Genomic DNA, 19,452 nt, shown 5'->3' with positions numbered 1-19,452 from the left:
GCCATGGGGGATCGCTGGCACGTCGAGGTGGACCGGTCCCTGTGCATCGGATCCGCCCAGTGCGTCCATCACGCGCCCGACGGCTTCCGGCTCGACACCGCGCGCCAGTCCCACCCGGCCGACCCGGACATGGACGCCAACGAGCGGGTGCTGGCGGCGGCGGAGAGCTGCCCGGTGGAGGCGATCATGATCTCGCTGGTGGGCAGCGGGGAGGCGGTGTTCCCGCCGGAGGAATGAAGAAAATCTGTCGATAGGGTATTGCGTCAGGTTTTGGACGTTTTATCCTGGTAGTGGCCTACGAGGCGAATGAGGGGGTCCGACCGGAGTAGCCGACTTCTGCGTGACGCGAAGGCATCCGCTGAGGCCGACGTCGACGGACGGACCGAGGGACCTGAGGGTCGCGGGACAGGGCCTGAAGGAACCCTCGTCGTCTCGTAGGTCCTTTGCGTGCGTCTCGTGCGTGAGTCCGGTGCGCACGCGTGCGTCTTCCGGTGCGCACGTCTCGCCGGCCCGTCCTACTCGTGTGTCCGGGGGTCCGTCACGTCGATCAGCCGGCACACCGTCTCGATGTCGATCCGCACCTGGGCGATGGACGCGCGCCCCGACAGCCAGGTGATGAGCGCCGAGTGCCAGGTGTGCTCGATGACGCGGACCGCCGAGAGCTGCTCCGGGGTGGGGTCGGTCAGACCCATCGAGTCGAGGATGATCGCCGTCGTCTGACGGGACACCTGGTCGACCTCCGGTGAGACGCTGCGGTCGGCGAAGGTCAGCGCGCGGACCATCGCGTCCGCCAGGTGCGGCTCGCGCTGGAGTGCGCGGAAGGCGCGCATCAGGGTCTCCGCGACGCGGTCCGCCGCCCGCTCGCCCGTCGGGGGCTTCTTCCGCAGCGTGCCGTGCATGTGCTCCAGCTGGTCCTGCATCGTGGCGACCAGCAGGTGCACCTTGGAGGGGAAATAGCGGTAGAGCGTGCCCAGGGCGACCTGCGAGGACTCCGCGACCTCCCGCATCTGCACCGCGTCGAACCCGCCCCGGCTGGCCAACTGCGCGCTCGCGTGCAGGATGCGGCGCCGGCGCTCCTCCTGCCGCTGGGTGAGCGGGGAGTGGGCAGGGTGCTGAGTGCTGGCTTCCGCAGACATGGGTCCCGTTCCGTGACAGTCGGTGAGGCTCAGTGGGCGCACAGCTCGACGGGGCGGTCGGCCGTGGCGTGAATCACCTGATCCACTGCTCACAGCTCTCCTACCTGCCGGTAGATTCAGAGCCTCCCGAACGATCAAGTCTGAAACTTGTTCTAGATTAGCGTCCCGTCGTAGTCTCGCGGGACAATGCAGGCAGAAGGGGGCCCGGAGTGACCGCTGAGGCCAGTCAGGCAGGGCCCCGGCACGATCTCGCCGCCGACGGCGGGAGATCGCTCGACATCGCTCTCCTCACCTATAAGGGGAACCCGTTCTGCGGGGGCCAGGGTGTCTACGTACGGCATCTCTCGCGTGAGCTCGCCCGTCTCGGTCACCGCGTCGAGGTGATCGGCTCCCAGCCCTATCCGGTGCTGGACCCGGGCCACGAGGACCGTCTCACCCTCACCGAGCTGCCCAGCCTCGACCTCTACCGTCAGCCGGATCCTTTCCGCACCCCGAAGCGCGGCGAGTACCGCGACTGGGTCGACGCCCTCGAGGTCGCCACGATGTGGACCGGCGGCTTCCCCGAGCCGCTGACCTTCTCGCTGCGGGCCCGTCGCCATCTCCGCGCGCGCCGCGGTGAGTTCGACATCGTGCACGACAACCAGACCCTGGGTTACGGGCTGCTGGGGGACATCGGCGCGCCCCTCGTCACCACCATCCACCACCCCATCACCGTCGACCGGCAGTTGGAGCTGGACGCCGCCGAGGGACGCCGGCGCCGGTACTCCGTGCGCCGCTGGTACGCGTTCACCCGGATGCAGAAGCGGGTCGCGCGCCGGCTGCCGTCCGTGCTCACCGTCTCCGGCACCTCCCGCCAGGAGATAGTCGACCACCTCGGCGTCCGCGACGACCGCGTCCACGTCATCCACATCGGTGCCGACACCGACCTGTTCTCGCCCAACCCCGCCGTGGCCGTCGTACCCGGCCGGATCGTGACGACGTCCAGCGCGGACGTTCCGCTCAAGGGCCTGGTCTTCCTCGTCGAGGCGCTGGCCAAGGTGCGCACCGAGCACCCGCACGCCCATCTCGTCGTCGTCGGCAAGCGCCCGCAGGAGGGGCCCGTCGCCCAGGCGATCGAGCGGTACGGCCTCGAAGGCGCCGTCGAGTTCGTCAAGGGCATCTCCGACGCCGAACTGGTCGACCTGGTCCGCTCGGCGGAGGTCGCCTGCGTGCCGTCGCTGTACGAGGGCTTCTCCCTGCCGGCCGCCGAGGCCATGGCCACGGGCACCCCGCTGCTCGCCACGACCGGCGGCGCGATCCCCGAGGTCGCCGGGCGCGACGGCGAGACCTGCCTGGCCGTGCCGCCGGGCGACTCCGGCGCGCTGGCCACGGGTCTCGGACGGCTGCTGGGCGACCCGGAGCTGCGGGCCCGGCTCGGTGCGGCCGGACGCCGACGGGTGCTCGAGCGGTTCACCTGGGCGCGGGCGGCCGAGGGGACCGTGGCCCGGTACCGCGAGGCGATAGCCGAACGCGGTCGCCCACGGGTCGCCCAAGCCGCCGCGGTCTCCACCGCCCCCGAAGCCGTCGAGTCCGTCGGGGCCGGGGCCGGTGCCGACACCGACGCCGTATCCGAAGCATCCGATCGCGATCGCGAAAGCAGGGCCACGTGCTGACCGTCGACTTCTCCCGGTTCCCGCTCGCCCCGGGCGACCGAGTCCTGGACCTGGGCTGCGGTGCCGGCCGGCACGCCTTCGAGTGTTACCGGCGCGGCGCACAGGTCGTGGCCCTCGACCAGAACGCCGAGGAGATCCGCGAGGTCGCCAAGTGGTTCGCGGCGATGAAGGAGGCCGGCGAGGCCCCCGAGGGTGCCACCGCGACGGCCATGGAGGGCGACGCCCTCGCCCTGCCCTTCCCCGACGAGTCCTTCGACGTCGTGATCATCTCCGAGGTCATGGAGCACATCCCGGACGACAAGGGCGTCCTCGCCGAGATGGTGCGGGTGCTCAAGCCGGGCGGCCGGATCGCCATCACCGTCCCGCGTTACGGCCCCGAGAAGGTCTGCTGGACCCTCTCCGACGCCTACCACGAGGTCGAGGGCGGTCACATCCGCATCTACCGGGCGGACGAGCTGCTCGCGAAGATCCGCGAGGCGGGCCTGAAGCCGTACGGCACCCACCATGCCCACGCGCTGCACTCGCCGTACTGGTGGCTGAAGTGCGCCTTCGGCGTCGACAACGACAAGGCGCTGCCGGTGCGGGCGTACCACAAGCTGCTGGTCTGGGACATCATGAAGAAGCCCCTCGCCACCCGGGTCGCCGAGCAGGCGCTGAACCCGCTCATCGGCAAGAGCTTCGTGGCGTACGCGACCAAGCCGCACCTGCCGCGACTCACCGAGCAGGCCGAGAAGACCGGGGCGGACGCCAAGTGACCACACCCCGGACAGAACACCTCGTCCTGCCCGGGGTCCTCACCGCCGAGCAGGCCGCCGAGACCGTCACCGGCATCCTCGCCGTGCAGCGTGAGGACGGCGCGATCCCGTGGTTCCGGGGCCACCACCTCGACCCGTGGGACCACACCGAGGCCGCGATGGCGCTGGACGCGGCGGGTGAACACGAGGCCGCCGAGCGGGCGTACACCTGGCTGGCCCGGCACCAGAACGACGACGGATCCTGGTTCGCGGCGTACGCGGACGGCGCCTTCGACGACGTCACCGACCGAGGGCGCGAGACGAACTTCGTCGCCTACATAGCCGTGGGCGTCTGGCACCACTACCTGTCCACCGGCGACGACACGTTCCTGGACCGCATGTGGCCGTCCGTCTACGCGGCCGTCGAGTACGTGCTGCGGCTGCAGCAGCCCGGCGGCCAGATCGGCTGGCGGCGCGACGACGACGGCACCCCGACCGCGGACGCGCTGCTGACCGGCTCCTCCTCCGTCCACCAGGCACTGCGCTGCGCACTGGCCATCGCCGAGCAGCGCGAAGAGCCGCAGCCCGACTGGGAGTTGGCGGTGGGGGCACTGCGGCACGCCATCCGTCGGCACCCCGAGCGGTTCCTCGACAAGGACCGCTACTCGATGGACTGGTACTACCCGGTGCTCGGCGGCGCGTTGACCGGCACGGAGGCCAAGTCGCGGATCGAGGCCGACTGGGAGCGGTTCGTGGTCCCGGGTCTCGGCGTGCGCTGTGTCGTCCCCAACCCGTGGGTGACGGGCGGCGAGTCGGCCGAACTCGCCCTCGCGCTGTGGGCGATGGGCGAGTCCGACCGGGCGCTGGAGATCCTTCAGTCGATCCAGCATCTGCGCGACGCGGAGTCGGGCCTGTACTGGACGGGATTCGTGTTCGAGGACGAGGCGATCTGGCCCCGGGAGCTGACCACCTGGACCGCGGGTTCGCTGCTGCTCGCCGTGGCGGCCCTCGGTGGTCACGAGGCCACCTGCGCCGTGTTCGGCGGGGAGCAGCTGCCGTCCGGGCTGGAAACGGACTGCTGCGCCTGACCCGTTCCCGCGCTCGACCCGTGCCCGGGGGGACCCGTGGCCGGGGCGGACTCATGGCCCGGGGGGACTCGTGGCCGGAGCGGACTCATGGCCCGGGGGGACTCGTGCCCGGGGCGGGTCAGAGGACCCGCCCCGGGATCTGCCCTAGTGGCGGTGGACCCGGTTGGCGATCGCGTGACCGATGAACAGGTAGACGACCGCTGCCAGGCCGTAGCCCGCCACCACCCGCGCCCACGCCTCGTCGAACGTGAACAGGTCACGTGACCAGCCGGCCAGCCAGTTGGCCGCGTCATGCACGAACTGGACCAGGTCGTTGCCCCGGTTGGCGTCCAGCAGGTACATGAGGATCCACAGCCCGAGGATGACGGCCATGACGTCCGCGACCACCGCTATGACCGTTCCGGCGGAGTTGGAACCACTGCGATATCGAGACATGACTTCCGTCTGGCCCCGGAATCCCGGTTGAAACGTGGAGTGTTCGCTCTTCGTGCGCCCGTGGCTATGAGTTGAGCTCCGCCAGTACCCGCAGGGTCGTCCGGTCCGGGGCGACGACCAGCAGATCCGTCACCGGCCCCTTGCGCCAGGACTCCAGCCGCTCGGCGACGCGTTCGCGCGGTCCGACCAGGGAGATCTCGTCGGCGAAGGCGTCCGGGACGGCCAGCACCGCCTCCTCGCGCCGCCCGGCCAGGAACAGTTCCTGGATGCGCCGGGCCTCCTCCTCGTATCCCATGCGGGCCATCAGGTCGGCGTGAAAGTTGCGGCTGGCGTGGCCCATGCCGCCGATGTAGAAGCCGAGCATGGTCTTCACGGGCAGCAGACCCTCGGCGACGTCGTCACAGATCCGTACCTGGGCGAGCGGCGCGACCCGGAAACCGTCGGGCAGCTCCGCCGCCGCGGGGCCGTACGCGTCCGGCCGGTTCGGCGACCAGTACAGCGGCAGCCAGCCGTCGGCGATACGGATCGTCTGGGCGACGTTGCGCGGACCCTCCGCGCCCAGCAGCACCGGCAGGTCGGGGCGCAGGGGGTGGGTGATGGACCTGAGCGGTCTGCCGAGGCCGGTCGCGTCCGGGCCGCGGTAGGGATGGGAGTGGAAGCGGCCGTCCAGTTCCACCGGCGCCCGGCGGCGCAGCACCTGGCGCACCACGTCCACGTACTCCCGGGTCGCGGTCAGCGGGGACTTGGGGAAGGGCCGGCCGTACCAGCCCTCCACCACCTGGGGTCCGGACAGGCCGAGCCCGAGCATCATCCGGCCGCCGGAGAGATGGTCCAGGGTCAGGGCGTGCATCGCGGTCGTGGTGGGGGAGCGGGCCGCCATCTGCGCCACCGCCGTGCCCAGCTTGATCGTCGTGGTGCGGGCGGCGATCCAGGTGAGGGGCGTGAACGCGTCCGAGCCCCAGGACTCCGCGGTCCACACGGAGTCGTAACCGAGCCGTTCCGCCTCGCACGCCAGCTCCACGTGGTCGGGGGAGGGGCCGCGGCCCCAGTAGCCGAGCGCCAGACCGAGCCGCATGCACGCCTCCTGACGGTATGTCAGACAAAGGAAGGCTGCGACTGTACGACAACGGCCCCCCGCCCGGAAGGGCGAGGGGCCGTGCGTGAAGCCGTGCGGGAGCCGGGGCTCAGCCGCGCTGGATGCCGGAGGAGTCCCGCAGGACACCGCGGCGGCCGTCCTGGGTCTGGGCGACCAGACCCTGGGCGCCCTGCTCGACCGCGAGGTACCAGGTGCCCGGCGCCAGTTCGGCGATCGGCATCGGCGCGCCGTCCTCCGCGTACAGCGGACGCGGCACCGGCACGGCGAACCAGAACGGGGAGAAGTCCCCGCCCGAAGGCTGCGCCGGACCCGGCTGGGCGCCGAACGGCGGCTGACCCGGCTGGCCCTGCTGCGGCGCACCGCCGAACGCCGACGGCTGCTGCGGGGCGCCCGGGTAGCCGTAACCGGCGGGCGGCTGCGCGCCGTAGGGCTGCGGAGCGGCCGGCCGGGGCGCCGGGACGAGGGCGGCCTGGAGGGCGGGCACCAGCGGGGTGGCGACCGCGCCGGCGGCCAGCAGCAGCGCGGCGATCAGGCCCAGGATCAGACCGGAGCCCGTCTCGATGTCGGTGCTGCCGAAGGTGTCGCTGAACGCACCGAGCGGGTCGATGATCGTCCAGAACGCCGTCCACGCGGCGAAGACCGTCAGCGCGACGCCGAACTGCCCCAGGTCGATGCCGGCCACCTTGCGGGGCTGGGGAAGCGCGCGGGCCACGACGATCAGGGCGGCACCGATGATTCCGCCGAGATACATGCTCATTACGAGGCCGAGGTTGTCCCAGGCGTTCGGGACGTCACTGCCGGAGCCGTCGAACGTGTCCAGGAACGACGCGATGAACAGCAATACCGCTGCTCCGATCACCACGCCGTCGCCTCGAGTGAGGGAGCGGATATTCACTTCAGGTCCTTCGTCAGTCGTCTCGTCATCGGTACACGCATACACATGTCGGTAGAGGCGTCGCTGTCACCATGTCGCCGTCAGGCCCCTGTGTGAAGCGCGGGGGTGGCCCCTCATCGTAGGGACGACACTATCGTCACCACGATCGCGCTGTCCGCCGGGATGAGCGCCCTGATCACTACCCGCGCAGGAAACTCACGATTCCCTCAGAGATCCCCTGCGCCGCCTTCTGCCGCCAGGCGCCACTGGTCAGCAGCGCCGCGTCCTTGGTATCGCGCATGTTGCCGCACTCGATGAACACCTTGGGAACCGTTGACAGATTGAGACCGCCCAGGTCCTCACGCGTGACGAGACCGGTGCCGTCGCCGACGTAGTTGGACGGTGAAGTGCCCGTCGCCCGGGCGAAGTCGCCCGCGACGAGCTTCCCGAGGTCCTTCGACGGGGCGACGATGGCGCGGGTGTCCGCGGCGCCCTCGTGCACCGCGCCCGGCAGGATCACATGAAAGCCGCGCTGCCCGGCCCCGGCGCCGTCGGCGTGGATCGAGACGACCGCGTCGGCGTGCGCCGCGTTCCCGATCCGGGCGCGCTCGTCGACACACGGGCCGTACGGCCGGTCGCTGTCCTGCGTCAGCCGCACCGTGGCGCCCTGCCGCTGGAGCAGCGTGCGCAGCCGGTGGGCCACGTCCAGCGTGAACTGCGCCTCGTCGTAACCGGAGTTGGTGGACGTACCCGTCGTGTCGCACTCTTTGCGGTTGGTGCCGATGTCGACCTGGCGGTTGATGTCGGCGGTGTGCTGGTAGTTGGTGGGGTTGTGGCCGGGGTCGATGACGACGACCTTGCCCCGGAGCGAGGTTGCGCCGGAACCGGCCGGGGCCGAAGCGGAGGCGGTGCCCGTACCGGCACCCGTCTTCCCGTCGCCGCCGGAGCCGCCCGCACTGCCCGCACCGTCCGAGCCGTTCGCGGGGGAGCTCAGCACGCTCGGCGCCGCCCCCGCCCCGGTGCCGGCCGTACCGCCGCCCCCGGTCCCGGTCCCTCCCAGCGCCTCGTACGCCAGCCAGCCCAGCAGCGCCCCTGGGACCAGCGCGGCGAGCGCCACGGTCAGCGGGCGGCGCAGCGGCGAGCGGCGCGGCCGCGAGGGGCCGAAGGGATCTGAGGGGTCGAAGGGATCGGAGGGGCCGGGGTTCGAGCCTGCGTACGACACGCCTGCCACCCTAACGGCCACTCCGACGAGCTCTCAGTGGGACGAGGCCGGACGGATGACGGACGGAGGAAGGACGGGCGGAGGAAGGACGGGCGATGCGGGGCCGGCCCGCCCACGAGGCGCTGTCCGGCGCGGGCGAGTGCCGCGAGCAGCCAGTCCGGCGCTGCCGGGGGGCGCACTCCGGGCGCGGGGATGGGGATGGGGGCGGGGATGGGGATGGGGATGGAGACGGCGATGAGGTCGTCCCGGGGTGTCGGCGGTTCAGGAGGCGGTGAAGTCGGCGAGGTGGTCGGTGGCCCAGACGGTGAAGGAGCGGGCGGGGTGGCCGGTGAGTTCCTCGACGGTGCGGCTGAGGGCGACGGGCCTGCCGTCCGTCGACTTCCACCAGGCGAGGAGGGCGTCGGCGTAGACGGCGGGGATGTGCCCGTCGGTCTCCTTCTTCCACTCCTCGGCGGTGACGTGCTTGACCGCTATGGCACGGCCGGTGACGGCGGCGAGCCGGTCGATCTGCTCGGCGAACGTGAGCGACTCGGGTCCGGTGAGGGTGAACCGGCCGCCGCGGTGCCGGGGGTCGGTGAGGACGGCGTGGGCGGCCTCGGCCAGGTCGCCCTCGTGGAGGGGGTCGGTGTGGGCGCCGGGGAAGGGCAGGCTGACGGGCAGTCCGGCCCTGACGGGCCAGGCCCAGGACGCGGCGTTGGAGGCGAAGGAGCCCGGTCGCAGGAGGGTGGTGGCGATCGGGGAGGCGAGCAGTGCCCGCTCCACGGCCAGGTGGGAGCCGGCCAGGGGGTCGTCCTTCGGCTCGGAGTCGAGGGCGCCCAGGACGCTCGAGCTGGACAGCACCACGACATGGGTGACGCCGGCCCGGTGGGCCTGGTCGGCGAACTCGGTGACGTGGTCGGGGGTCGCGTAGAGGAAGACGGAGGTGACGCCGGCCAGGGCGGCGGGGAAGGTCGCCGGGTCGGTGAGGTCGAGGGTGACCGTCTCGACGCCGGGAGGCGGGGCGAGGTCGGCGCGGACGGCGGAGCCGACCCGCACGGGCAGTCCGTCGGCGTGCAGGAGGGCGAGCAGCCGGGTGGCGACCGCGCCGCGGCCTCCGGTGATCAGGATCATGACGGTTCCTTTTCCGAGTGATGAAGAAGCGGTGTGAAGCGGTGTGAAGCGGGGCGAGGTGACGTCGGGCGACGTCAGGTGATGCGAGGAGGTGCCAGGTGATGCGAACGACGTTCGTGGCGAACATTGTTCGTGCAGCCCTTTCCGCAACGCTAGGGAACGAACGCTGTTCGTGTCAAACGGTGTTCGTCACGGTCGGCGTTCGTGGCGACCGGCGTTCGTGACCGCTACCCTCTCCCCGTGACCCCCGAGCCGATCAGCCGCCGCGCGCGGCCCGCCAAGGCCCCCCTCAGCCGCGAGGCGATCGTGCGTGCCGGGCTGGCCATCCTCGACCGCGACGGACTGGACGCGCTGACCATGCGCCGCGTCGCCAAGGAGCTCGACACCGGGCCTGCCTCGCTCTACGTCTACGTCGCCAACCGCGACGACCTGATGGCCGCGATGCTGGACGAGGCGCTCGCCCGGGTCCCCCTCGTCGCGGAGGGCACCTGGCGGGAGCGGCTGCACGCCCTGGTCGCGGCCACCGTCGAGGCCATGAGCAGGCACGAGGGGCTGGCCGCCGTCGCCCTCGGGGCGATCCCCACCGGGGCCAACGCCCTGCTCGTCCTCGACCGCATGCTCGCGCTGCTCAAGGAGGGCGGTCTCGACGACATCACCGCCGCCTGGGCCGTCGACCTGCTCCATCTCCACAGTGCCGCGGCCGCCGCCGAGCAGAGCGCCTACCTCACCAAGGGGGGCAAGGAGGAGACCGTCGTGGCGGACGCCGACCGCCACTACGCCGCCCTGCCCGCCGACCGTTACCCGATGATCACCGCGCTGCGGCCCGCCCTGTTCTCGCCCGGCGACCGTGACACCTGGGGCCTGGACGTGCTGCTCAGCGGCATCCTCCAGACCCCCGCCCGCTGAGGCGCGGCGCCGCCCCCGGCCGACTCCCGGGCCGTCGCTTCCGGCAGGGGAACCTTGAGGCGAACAGGCGAACAGGCGAACGTTCAAGAGAAGATAAAGAAATCGTTAGTACGCCGAAGCATCGGAATAGTTGCCCATGCATACAGGTTCGGTCTCCATGTATCCCTGACGCACCGCCCCCGGAGGCCCCACCTCATGACGCACACGACGACCGACCGGCCCACCCGCGAAGCGAGCGGAGCCGTCGTCCCGGTGCTCGCCTTCGCGGGCATCGTGGTCGCGGTGATGCAGACCCTGCTCGTCCCGGTCATCAAGGACCTGCCCCAGCTGCTGGACACCGCGCCCAGCAACGCCACCTGGGTCCTGACCTCGACGCTGCTGTCGGGCGCCGTGGCCACCCCGATCATGGGCCGCCTGGGCGACCTCTACGGCAAGCGGCGCATGCTCATAGCCAGCCTCGCCGTTATGGTCGTCGGCGCGCTGGTCAGCGCCCTCACCAGCGACCTGATCACGATGATCGCCGGCCGTACCCTCCAGGGCTTCGCGATGGGCGCGATCCCGCTCGGCATCGGCCTGATGCGGGACATGCTGCCGCGCGAGAAGCTCGGCTCGGCGATGGCCCTGATGAGCTCCTCGATCGGCGTCGGCGGCGGCCTCGCCCTGCCGCTCGCGGCCCTGATCGCCCAGCACGCCGACTGGCACGCCCTGTTCTACGGCGCCGCGGGCCTCGGCGCCCTCGCCATCGCCCTCACCCTCCTCGTCGTCCCCGAGTCCCCGGCGCGCGCCGAGGGCACCTTCGACGTCGTCGGCGCGATCGGCCTCTCCACCGGTCTGGTGCTCTTCCTGCTGCCGATCACCAAGGGCAGCGACTGGGGCTGGACCTCCGGCACCACCCTCGGCCTCTTCGCCGCCGCGGCCGTCGTCCTCGTCCTGTGGGGCGTGATGGAGCTGCGGCTCAAGGCCCCGCTCGTCGACCTGCGCACCACGGCCCGACCGGCCGTCCTCTTCACCAACCTGGCCTCGATCATGGTCGGCGTCTCGTTCTACGTCGTCTCCCTGGTCCTGCCGCAGCTGCTCCAGCTGCCGAAGGCCACCGGCTACGGCCTCGGCCAGTCGATGGTCACCGCCGGTCTGCTCGTCGCGCCGCTCGGCCTGACGATGATGTTCACCGCTCCCGTCTACGCCAAGCTGTCCGCCAGGTACGGCCCCAAGTTCACCCTGATCCTCGGCATGCTGGTCATCGCGATCGGCTACGGCGCCGGCCTCGGCCTGATGAGTGCCGCCTGGCAGAGCCTCGTCATCGCCGTCGTCCTCGGCGCCGGCATCGGCCTCGCGTACTCCTCCCTGCCCGCGCTGATCGTCGGCGCGGTCCCGGCCTCGGAGACCGGCGCGGCCAACGGCCTGAACACGCTGATGCGGTCCATCGGCACCTCGGTGTCCAGCGCCGTCATCGGCATGGTGCTGGCCAATACCGCGAACGACGTCGGCGGAGTCGCCGTACCGACCATGCACGGCTTCCGCCTCTCCTTCCTGATCGCCACCGGCGCCGTCGCCGTCGGCCTGCTCCTCGCCCTCTTCCTGCCGCGGCAGCAGCGCCCGTCGGCCGTGCCGCAGCTGCGCGCCAGCAGCGAGGAGGAGGCCAACCTGAAGCACGCCGAGGAGGTCCTGCGCGGCTTCCGCGGCCGGGTCCTGGACGCCGACGGTGTCCCGGTCGCCCGCGCCAAGGTCACGCTCATCGACCGCCGCGGCCGCCAGGCCGGCGCCACCCTGTCGCAGGAGGACGGCAGCTACGCCCTCGCCGTCCCGGCCCAGGGTGCCTACGTCCTCGCCGCCAAGGCCACCGGCCACGGCCCGCTGGCGAGCTCCGCGACCCACGCGGGCGACGAGCGTCCGGTCGACCTGGACCTGTCCCTGCCCGGAGAGACGGTCAGCGCCTGACCCCGCCGGGCCCGGCCCGCACACCCCGCGCGCACCTCGGCCCGTCGTTTCCGCACCCCCTGTCGCCTCGGCGGCGGGGGGTGCGGCAGCATGGGCGGCCGTACGCACGGCCACCCGCGCGCATGGACAACCACCCCAAGCACCACCTGGCAACCACCGCAAGTACCACCCCGCACGGACCCCGGAGGACCCCCTATGCCCGCGGCACCCAAGCCCGAGATCCTGGCCGCGTTCGAGGCGACGAAGGGGTTCATGCCGGTCGACGAGGGCCTCGCCCTGTACGCGGCCGCCGTCGAGGCCGGTGCGCTCGGGCTGCCGCTGCTCGAGGTCGGCACCTACTGCGGGCGCTCCACGATCCTGCTGGCGGACGCGGCCCGGCAGACCGGCGTCAGCGCGCTCACGCTCGACCACCACCGGGGCAGCGAGGAGCAGCAGCCCGGCTGGGAGTACCACGACCCGGAGACCGTCGACCCCGAGGTCGGCCTGATGGACACCCTGCCCACCTTCCGCCGGACCCTGCACCGCGCGGGCCTGGAGGAGCACGTGGTCGCCCTGGTCGGACGTTCGCCGCGCATCGCCGCGTTCTGGAACTCGCCCCTCGGCCTCGTCTTCGTCGACGGCGGCCACACCGACGAGCACGCCACCTCCGACTACGAGGGCTGGGCACCGCATGTCGCCGAGGGCGGGCTCCTCGTCATCCACGACGTGTTCCCCGACCCCGTCGACGAGTTCACCGGCCAGGCCCCCTACCGCGTCTACCTCCGTGCCCTGGACTCCGGCGCCTTCACCGAGGTCTCGGACACCGGCTCGATGCGGGTGCTGCGACGGACGGGCGCGGGCATCTAGGCGCGGCGCTCACGACGGTTTCGCGTTGCGGCGGCGGCGACGGAGGTACGCCGCTGCCAGGATCACGACGACCAGGGCGCCCGCGGTCCAGGCCCAGGGGTGACTGGAGAATCGGTAGGGCGAGGCGGGCGAGGCGTCGAGCGGGATGACGCCGACGTCGTTGGCCGGGGTGCGGTCGAACGGGTTGTACGTGCGGATGGTGCCCTCGGCCCCCCGGACCTGACGGTCGATGCGGATGTGGAAGTCGATCGCGGTGGTGCCCCCTTCGTGCCGCACCTCGTAGAGGCCGTCGTGGCCGATCTCGCAGACGAACGCCCCGTCGGGCTTCTCCGGTCGCGCGCAGGCCCACTTCCCTTCGTCCTCCTCGAAGACGTACGGGATCGAGGTGACCGTGGTGCCCTCCGGCGGGACCACCTCGAAGCGGCCCTGGTCCTCTTCGCCCCGCACCCGGCCGGGACCGAGGTCCTCCAGCCCGAGTCGCACCTTCACCGTGTCACCGACCCGGCCCCGCACGGTCGCGGTGACCGGGCGGTAGTCGACCTGCACGGTCGTGGTGATCCCGAGCCTGCCGTGGGTGTCGTCGAAGTGCTGGGGGGCCGTGCGGACCAGGGTGAGCGGGGCTCCGGTGCCGCGCACGGTGTGGTCGGCGGGGCGGGAGGGCGGTGACGACCAGGTGTAGGTCACCTCGCCGCTCAGTCTCCCGGGCGGCGTGAGCGCGTAGACCAGCGGCGCGCCGGTGCGGTAGGCGGCGCCCGCCGCGGCCTTCGTGGGGAAGGCGCACCAGGCGGAGGTGGGCGCGGGGCCCGCGTAGAAGCAGTTGCTGTGCAGGGCGGTCAGCGTCACCCCCTCCGACGCGTTGACCTGGAGCGCGACGCCCGCCTCCGTGGGAAAACGGGTGTTGTTGGCCAACCGTGCCGTGAGGTTCGCGGACTTGCCCGGTGCCAGCCCGCTCACGCCCTTCTCCTGCCCGGGCGCGGACAGCGTCGGACCGCCGACGGTCATCCGGGTGGTGCCGGTGATGGTGGGCGCGTTGTCGGCGGTCGCGGTGTACGTCACCGTCCCGCTGTCGCCCGGCTCGACGCCGTCCACGCCGAGGAGGGCGAGGGGGTTGTAGCTCTCACCGTCGCCGTTCTGCACATTGCCGTACTCGCAGGTGTAGAGCGGCCCCTCGGCCTTGCACATGCCCCCTTCGCCGAGCCGTGCGACGCCTCCCAGGCCCGACGCGTCCACGACGACCCGGACATTGCGGGCCGGTTCGCCGCCCTTGCTCCGCTCGACGAAGACGGGGACGGGGAAGTCGCTGTTCGAAGCCGCGGCCCCCTGGTCGGCGTTGTACATGACGTACGTCTGCGGCGTCTCGAACCGCATCACGACCTGCTCGGAGCCGTCGGCGGCGGCCGGTGCCACCGCCGTGGCGAACAGTGCCGCGACACTCGCCGCCAGCGCGGCCGGACGCCTGAGGATCCGTATCGGTAAGAACATGCGGGCACTATGCCAGCGCCGGTCCGGACCTCTAGAGCCAGCCCTGCTGCCGAGCCTCCCGCATGGCCTCCATACGGTTGCGGGTCCCCGTCTTCCCGATCGCGGAGGACAGGTAGTTGCGGACCGTGGACTCCGAGAGGTGCAGCCTGGCGGCGATGTCGGAGACGGTCGCGCCGTCCACGGAGGCCTTCAGGACGTCGCACTCGCGGGCGGTGAGCGGATTCGGGCCGGCGCTCAGCGCGGCGGCGGCCAGCGCCGGGTCCACGACCGTCTCGCCCGCCAGCACCCGGCGGATCGCCGCCGCCAGCTCCTCCACCGGGCCGTCCTTGACCAGGAACCCCGAGGCCCCGGCCTCCATGGCCCGGCGCAGATAGCCGGGCCGGCCGAAGGTGGTCAGGATCAGCACCCGGCAGCCGGGCGCCTGGTCGCGCAGCTCGGCGGCCGCGTCCAGGCCGCTGATGCCGGGGAGTTCGATGTCGAGGAGCGCGACGTCCGGCCGATGCAGAAGGGCCGCGTCCACGATCGCGTCCCCGGTGCCCACCTGCGCGACGACCTCGATGTCGGCCTCCAGCCCCAGCAGCAGGGCCAGCGCCCCGCGCATCATGCCCTGGTCCTCCGCGAGCAGCACCCTGATGGACTTGGCGGGGCGGTGGTCGGAGGGCATCTCGTTCACGGGCCAACCCGGCATCTCGGTCACGGGCCCAGATTAGGGCCGGCCGCCACGGACGGCACGGTGTCCGCGGGATGCGCTGCCGCGGACACCGGCTGCGCGGTCGTGGGGGACTGCGCGGTCGCGGGGGACTGCGCGGTCGTGGCGGACTGCGCGGTCGTGGCGGACTGCGCGGTCGTGGCGGACTGCGAGGTCGTGGCGGACTGCGAGGTCGTGGCGGACTGCGAGGTCGTGGGGGCCTGCGAGGTCGTGGGGGATTGGATCCCTTCGGGTTCGGTGGCGTCCCCGGTGACGGCAGGGGTATCGGTGCTGGTGCTGGTGCTGGTGCTGGTGCTGGTGCTGGTGCTGGTGCCGGTGGCGTCGGCGGTCCTGGTTCCGGTTCCGGCGACGCTGTCGGCGTGGATACCCATGCCCGGGGGTGACATCGGGAGTTCGACGGGCAGTTCCGCCGTGACCGTGAAGCCGCCGCGCGGTCCCGGGCCCGCCGTCAGGGTGCCGCCCGCCGCCGCCAGGCGTTCGCGCAGGCCGGTGAGCCCGGTGCCGCCGCCCGGCGGGCGGCAGCTGTCGCCGTCCGTGTCGCCGGTGTCGCGGTCACTGCTGTTGTTGCTGTTGCTGTTGCTGTTGCCGTCGCTGCCGTCGCTGCCGTCGCCGCCTCCGCTGCTGCCGTCGTCCGTCACCGTCAGCCGGACCCGCTCCGGGGTGCCCGAGACCGTGATCCCGCAGTGGCTCGCGTCGCTGTGCCGGACGACGTTGGTGACCGCCTCGCGCACCACCCAGCCGAGCAGCGCCGCGGTCCTTGGGTCCGGTGGCGGCCCCGACCGGCTCACCGACGGCTCGACGCCCGCCGCCGTCAGGGCCGAGCGGGCCCGGTCCAGCTCGCCGGCCAGGCTGCCCTCGCGGTAGCCGGTGACCGCCTCGCGGATCTCGGTCAGCGCCTGGCGGCCCACCGCCTCGATGTCGGTGACCTGGGAGAGGGCCGCGTCCATGTCGCGCGGTGCCAGTCGCCGGGCCGCCTCCGACTTCACCACGATCACCGACAAGGTGTGGCCGAGCAGGTCGTGCAGATCGCGGGAGAAGCGCAGCCGCTCCTCCTCCACGGCCCGGCGGGCGAGTTCCTCACGGGCGGCGCGCAGCTCCCGTACGGCCTCGGAGAGGGAGAGGATCGCGGCGGTCACCATCGTCGAGATCCAGGTGGCGTAGGCGATGGTGAGGCCCTCCCAGCCGTCGCGGACACAGGCGACCGCGCCCGCCAGGACGGCGACTGCGGTACCGATGGTCCGCAGCTGGGGGCCGCGCAGTACCGCGCCGGTCGCGAGGCCGAACAGCGGGAGGAAGAGCAGCCAGCCGCCGCCGTAGCCGAGGGCGAGCCCGCAGGTCACGAGGCCCAGCAGCACCAGCGCCAGCCGCGTGGAGGTCGCCTCGCGGGCCTCCTTCACGAAGGCGCGGAACGTGACGTAGATGTAGAGCGAGTTGAACGCCAGCAGGCCCAGGCTGCCGATCCACGGGTCGGCGTCGCCCTGGAAGAGGTTGGAGAACGCGCCCATCCCCATCAGCAGCCACGGCAGCAGCGTGAAGCCGCTGGCCGGCGGACCCGGGTCCTCGGGAATCCGCCCGGCCCTGCGGGCGCTCCGGTACTCGGCCTTGAGGCGCTCCTTGTCCGCTCTCCAGTGCCGCCGGTGCTCCCGTGCCGTACGGAACGCCGAGCGCCAGGCGCCCCGGCGGCAGGCCGCCGCGCGGCGCCGGTCCTCGTATGACCTGGTCATCCGTCCGTCCCCCGTTCCTGCGTGTGCCACGGTCGTGTACCTGTCCTCGACGCTACGGTTCCGGGCCCGCGCGCGGCAGTGCCGGATGTACGCGGTCGGGCGGGACAAATGTCATCGGCAACCGTTTCTGACATGCCGTCAGGTGTCTTCACAACTTCCGGGGCCTGGGCTATACAGGGGGTCGCCGCACTGGAACGCGTTCTAGATCCGTTCTGGGCAGGGCGGGTTCCGCGGCCCCGTGACGGCCTCGGTGCGGCCGATCGGTGCGGACGGCCGTGCCGAGGTCTTGGAACGATGCGATCGATCCTGTCGATCCGAGCGATCAGGAGCTCCATGCCCATCGACGCAGCCAAGGCGCTCGCCGCCGAACCCCGGACCGGCGAGATCACCTGGGACCGCCGGGACGTCCAGCTGTACCACCTCGGCATCGGCGCGGGCGTCCCGGCCACCGACCCCGACGAACTGCGCTACACGCTGGAGTCCCGGCTCCATGTCCTGCCGAGCTTCGCCACCGTGGCCGGCTCCGGCTCGCCCGGTGTGATCAGCGGACTGTCCATGCCCGGTGTCGAGGTCGACCTCGCCCGGGTCCTGCACGGCGGTCAGCGCCTGGAGATCCACCGTCCCCTTCCGGTGACCGGCCGGGCGACCGCCACCGGACGCATCGCCGCCGTGTACGACAAGGGCAAGGCAGCCGTCCTCGTCATGCGCACCGAGGTCGCCGACGCGGACGGGCCGCTGTGGACCAACGACGCCCAGATCTTCGTCCGGGGAGAAGGCGGCTGGGGCGGCGACCGGGGCCCCTCCGCCCGGCTCGAACCGCCCTCCGGCGAGCCCGACAAGGTGGTCGAGCGGATCGTCCGTGAGGACCAGGCCCTGCTCTACCGTCTCTCCGGCGACTACAACCCGCTGCACGCCGACCCGGAGTTCGCGAAGCTCGCAGGCTTCGACCGGCCCATCCTGCACGGGCTGTGCACCTACGGCATCACGCTCAAGGCGGTCGTCGACACGCTGCTCGACGGCGACGTGAGCCGGGTGCGCGGCTACGGCACGCGCTTCGCCGGTGTGGTGTTCCCGGGAGAGACCCTGCGGATCCGCATGTGGCGCGGGGAAGGCACCGTCCGGGTGGCCGTGAGCGCCGTTCAACGGGACGACGCGCCCGTCCTCGCCGACACGCTCGTCGAACACTCCTGAACCACGCGGCCACCGTCGTCGCACCGGGCCACTTGAGCCGCTTGCACCACCGGGGCCACCTGAGCCACTTGGGCACCACCGGGGCCACCTGAGCCACTTGCACCACCGGGGTCACCTGAGCACTTGCATCACCAGGACCACCCGAACCACTCGCACCACCTCCAGCAGCAGCTGAATTCACCTCCAGAACCGCCCAGCATCCGAGGGGACCCGAGGGGAGCCGCACCATGCGCGCAGCCGTACTGCACGAGATCGGTCAGGACAAGCTGGAGGTCCTCGACGACGTCGAGGCGGTGGGCTTCGGCCCCGGACGGGTCAGGATCCGGGTGCGGGCCACGGGCCTGTGCCACTCGGACCTGTCCGCGATGGGCGGGGTGCTGCCGCAGCCCGCGCCCTTCGTGCCCGGTCACGAGGGTGCGGGCGAGGTCCTGGAGGTGGGCGAGGGCGTCACCCGGGTGAAGCCGGGTGACCGGGTCGTCGTCTGCTGGTTGCCGGCCTGCGGGGCGTGTCCCGCGTGCAAGCGCGGCCAGACCGAACTGTGCCTGGCCGGGTTCATGAACGCGGGCACACCCAACTTCCGGCGACCCGGCGGAGACCTCTTCGGCTTCGCCGGCACCGGAACCTTCGCCGAGGAGGTCGTGGTCGACGCGGGCTGCGCGGTCCCCATCCCCGACGACGTCCCCTTCGACATCGCCGCGCTCATCGGCTGCGGAGTGACCACGGGCCTGGGCGCCGCCCTCAACACGGCTGACGTGGAAGCCGGTTCGTCGGTCGCTGTCATCGGCTGCGGAGGCGTCGGCATCTCCGCGATCCAGGGCGCGCGGCTCAAGGGCGCCGCCGAGATCGTCGCCGTCGACCCGGTCGCCTCGCGACGGGAGGCGGCCCTCGAGTTCGGCGCCACGAAGGCCGTCTCACCGGACGAGCTGCCCGGAGCGAAGCAACTGGTCACCGGTGGCGAGGGGTTCGACTACGTCTTCGAGGTCGTCGGCCGCTCCGCCACCGCCCGCACCGCCTACGACAACACCCGGCGCGGCGGCACCCTCGTCGTCGTCGGCGCGGGCGCCATGGACGACTTCCTCCAGCTCAACATGTTCGAGCTGTTCTTCGACGAGAAGCGGATCCTGCCGTCGATGTACGGCGGCGGGGACGTCCTGCGCTCCTACGAGCGGACGATCTCCCTGTGGCGGGCCGGCCGGATCGACCTGTCGAGCCTGATCACCCACCGCGTGGCGCTCACCGAGATCAACGAGGCGCTGGACCAGATGCGTACCGGGGCGGCGCTCCGTACGTGCATAGAGATCTGAGGGGT

17 protein-coding genes and 1 pseudogene are annotated in these 19,452 nt (G+C 72.0%); 9 read left to right on the top strand and 9 right to left on the bottom strand.

The annotated features are described in order from the left end of the window. Positions 1 to 3 precede the first annotated feature (3 nt). Positions 4 to 237, top strand: coding sequence for a ferredoxin (locus tag ASD48_RS02995; protein WP_057599770.1), 234 nt, complete (start codon positions 4 to 6; stop codon positions 235 to 237). Between the two features lie 278 nt (positions 238 to 515). Here ASD48_RS02995 and ASD48_RS02990 read toward each other — a convergent pair whose 3' ends face one another. Next, complete coding sequence (locus ASD48_RS02990; protein ID WP_057599769.1) at positions 516 to 1,136, bottom strand: TetR family transcriptional regulator; 621 nt, start codon at positions 1,134 to 1,136, stop codon at positions 516 to 518. Between the two features lie 209 nt (positions 1,137 to 1,345). Between ASD48_RS02990 and ASD48_RS02985 the strand changes: the two genes are divergently transcribed. Genes ASD48_RS02985 through ASD48_RS02975 form a run of 3 tightly spaced genes read left to right on the top strand, consistent with a single transcriptional unit; the run spans position 1,346 to position 4,610 of the window. Continuing rightward, the gene (locus ASD48_RS02985; RefSeq protein WP_057599768.1) at positions 1,346 to 2,788 is read left to right on the top strand and encodes a glycosyltransferase family 4 protein; all 1,443 of its coding nucleotides are present in this window, start codon (positions 1,346 to 1,348) and stop codon (positions 2,786 to 2,788) included. After that, entirely contained in the window at positions 2,782 to 3,543 is a 762-nt protein-coding gene (locus ASD48_RS02980; protein ID WP_057599767.1) for a class I SAM-dependent methyltransferase, read from the top strand. Before ASD48_RS02985 ends, ASD48_RS02980 begins: the two co-directional genes overlap by 7 nt. Continuing rightward, positions 3,540 to 4,610 (top strand): prenyltransferase, encoded by a 1,071-nt coding sequence (locus ASD48_RS02975; RefSeq protein WP_057599766.1) that lies wholly within the window; start codon positions 3,540 to 3,542, stop codon positions 4,608 to 4,610. The genes ASD48_RS02980 and ASD48_RS02975 overlap by 4 nt, the downstream gene beginning before the upstream one ends. Before the next feature lie 144 nt (positions 4,611 to 4,754). On the opposite strand, the gene ASD48_RS02970 is transcribed toward ASD48_RS02975, so the two are convergent. The 5 genes from ASD48_RS02970 to ASD48_RS02950 form a co-directional block, all read right to left on the bottom strand. After that, positions 4,755 to 5,045: a hypothetical protein gene (locus tag ASD48_RS02970; RefSeq protein WP_054238057.1), complete on the bottom strand. Its 291-nt coding sequence runs from the start codon at positions 5,043 to 5,045 to the stop codon at positions 4,755 to 4,757. A 64-nt stretch (positions 5,046 to 5,109) separates the two neighbouring features. Further along, on the bottom strand, positions 5,110 to 6,120 hold the full coding sequence (locus ASD48_RS02965; RefSeq protein WP_057599765.1) for an LLM class F420-dependent oxidoreductase: 1,011 nt from the start codon (positions 6,118 to 6,120) through the stop codon (positions 5,110 to 5,112). Between the two features lie 109 nt (positions 6,121 to 6,229). After that, positions 6,230 to 7,036 carry a DUF5336 domain-containing protein gene (locus tag ASD48_RS02960; RefSeq protein WP_079073584.1) on the bottom strand — a complete coding sequence of 269 codons (807 nt, stop codon included), beginning with the start codon at positions 7,034 to 7,036 and terminating at the stop codon, positions 6,230 to 6,232. 178 nt (positions 7,037 to 7,214) lie between these two features. After that, complete coding sequence (locus ASD48_RS02955) at positions 7,215 to 8,237, bottom strand: N-acetylmuramoyl-L-alanine amidase (protein ID WP_057599763.1); 1,023 nt, start codon at positions 8,235 to 8,237, stop codon at positions 7,215 to 7,217. Positions 8,238 to 8,498: 261 nt separating this feature from the next. Then, entirely contained in the window at positions 8,499 to 9,347 is an 849-nt protein-coding gene (locus ASD48_RS02950; RefSeq protein ID WP_057599762.1) for an NAD(P)H-binding protein, read from the bottom strand. Positions 9,348 to 9,587: 240 nt separating this feature from the next. On the opposite strand from ASD48_RS02950, the gene ASD48_RS02945 reads away from it, so the two are divergent. The 3 genes from ASD48_RS02945 to ASD48_RS02935 all read left to right on the top strand — a co-directional run bounded on the left by ASD48_RS02945 (position 9,588) and on the right by ASD48_RS02935 (position 13,037). Next, a complete protein-coding gene (locus ASD48_RS02945) occupies positions 9,588 to 10,253 on the top strand; it encodes a TetR/AcrR family transcriptional regulator C-terminal domain-containing protein (protein ID WP_057600969.1) in 666 nt (221 codons plus the stop codon). A gap of 195 nt (positions 10,254 to 10,448) precedes the next feature. Further along, positions 10,449 to 12,191 (top strand): MFS transporter, encoded by a 1,743-nt coding sequence (locus ASD48_RS02940; protein WP_057599761.1) that lies wholly within the window; start codon positions 10,449 to 10,451, stop codon positions 12,189 to 12,191. Between the two features lie 195 nt (positions 12,192 to 12,386). Continuing rightward, entirely contained in the window at positions 12,387 to 13,037 is a 651-nt protein-coding gene (locus ASD48_RS02935; protein ID WP_057599760.1) for a class I SAM-dependent methyltransferase, read from the top strand. 9 nt (positions 13,038 to 13,046) lie between these two features. Here the strand turns inward: ASD48_RS02935 and ASD48_RS02930 are convergent, their stop codons facing one another. The 3 genes and pseudogenes from ASD48_RS02930 to ASD48_RS02920 form a co-directional block, all read right to left on the bottom strand. Then, the gene (locus ASD48_RS02930) at positions 13,047 to 14,519 is read right to left on the bottom strand and encodes a hypothetical protein (RefSeq protein WP_057599759.1); all 1,473 of its coding nucleotides are present in this window, start codon (positions 14,517 to 14,519) and stop codon (positions 13,047 to 13,049) included. Positions 14,520 to 14,550: 31 nt separating this feature from the next. After that, positions 14,551 to 15,183 carry a response regulator transcription factor gene (locus ASD48_RS02925; RefSeq protein ID WP_057600968.1) on the bottom strand — a complete coding sequence of 211 codons (633 nt, stop codon included), beginning with the start codon at positions 15,181 to 15,183 and terminating at the stop codon, positions 14,551 to 14,553. Positions 15,184 to 15,620: 437 nt separating this feature from the next. Beyond that, positions 15,621 to 16,952, bottom strand: a pseudogene (locus tag ASD48_RS02920) (histidine kinase); the annotation flags it as partial. A 333-nt stretch (positions 16,953 to 17,285) separates the two neighbouring features. Here ASD48_RS02920 and ASD48_RS02915 point away from each other — a divergent pair. Continuing rightward, the gene (locus ASD48_RS02915) at positions 17,286 to 18,143 is read left to right on the top strand and encodes a MaoC/PaaZ C-terminal domain-containing protein (protein WP_057599758.1); all 858 of its coding nucleotides are present in this window, start codon (positions 17,286 to 17,288) and stop codon (positions 18,141 to 18,143) included. 227 nt (positions 18,144 to 18,370) lie between these two features. Further along, on the top strand, positions 18,371 to 19,447 hold the full coding sequence (locus ASD48_RS02910) for a Zn-dependent alcohol dehydrogenase (RefSeq protein ID WP_057599757.1): 1,077 nt from the start codon (positions 18,371 to 18,373) through the stop codon (positions 19,445 to 19,447). Positions 19,448 to 19,452: the final 5 nt, after the last annotated feature.

The organism is Streptomyces sp. Root1310 (assembly GCF_001426425.1).
Lineage (GTDB): Bacteria > Actinomycetota > Actinomycetes > Streptomycetales > Streptomycetaceae > Streptomyces.
This window is presented reverse-complemented; position numbering and strand designations above follow the sequence as displayed.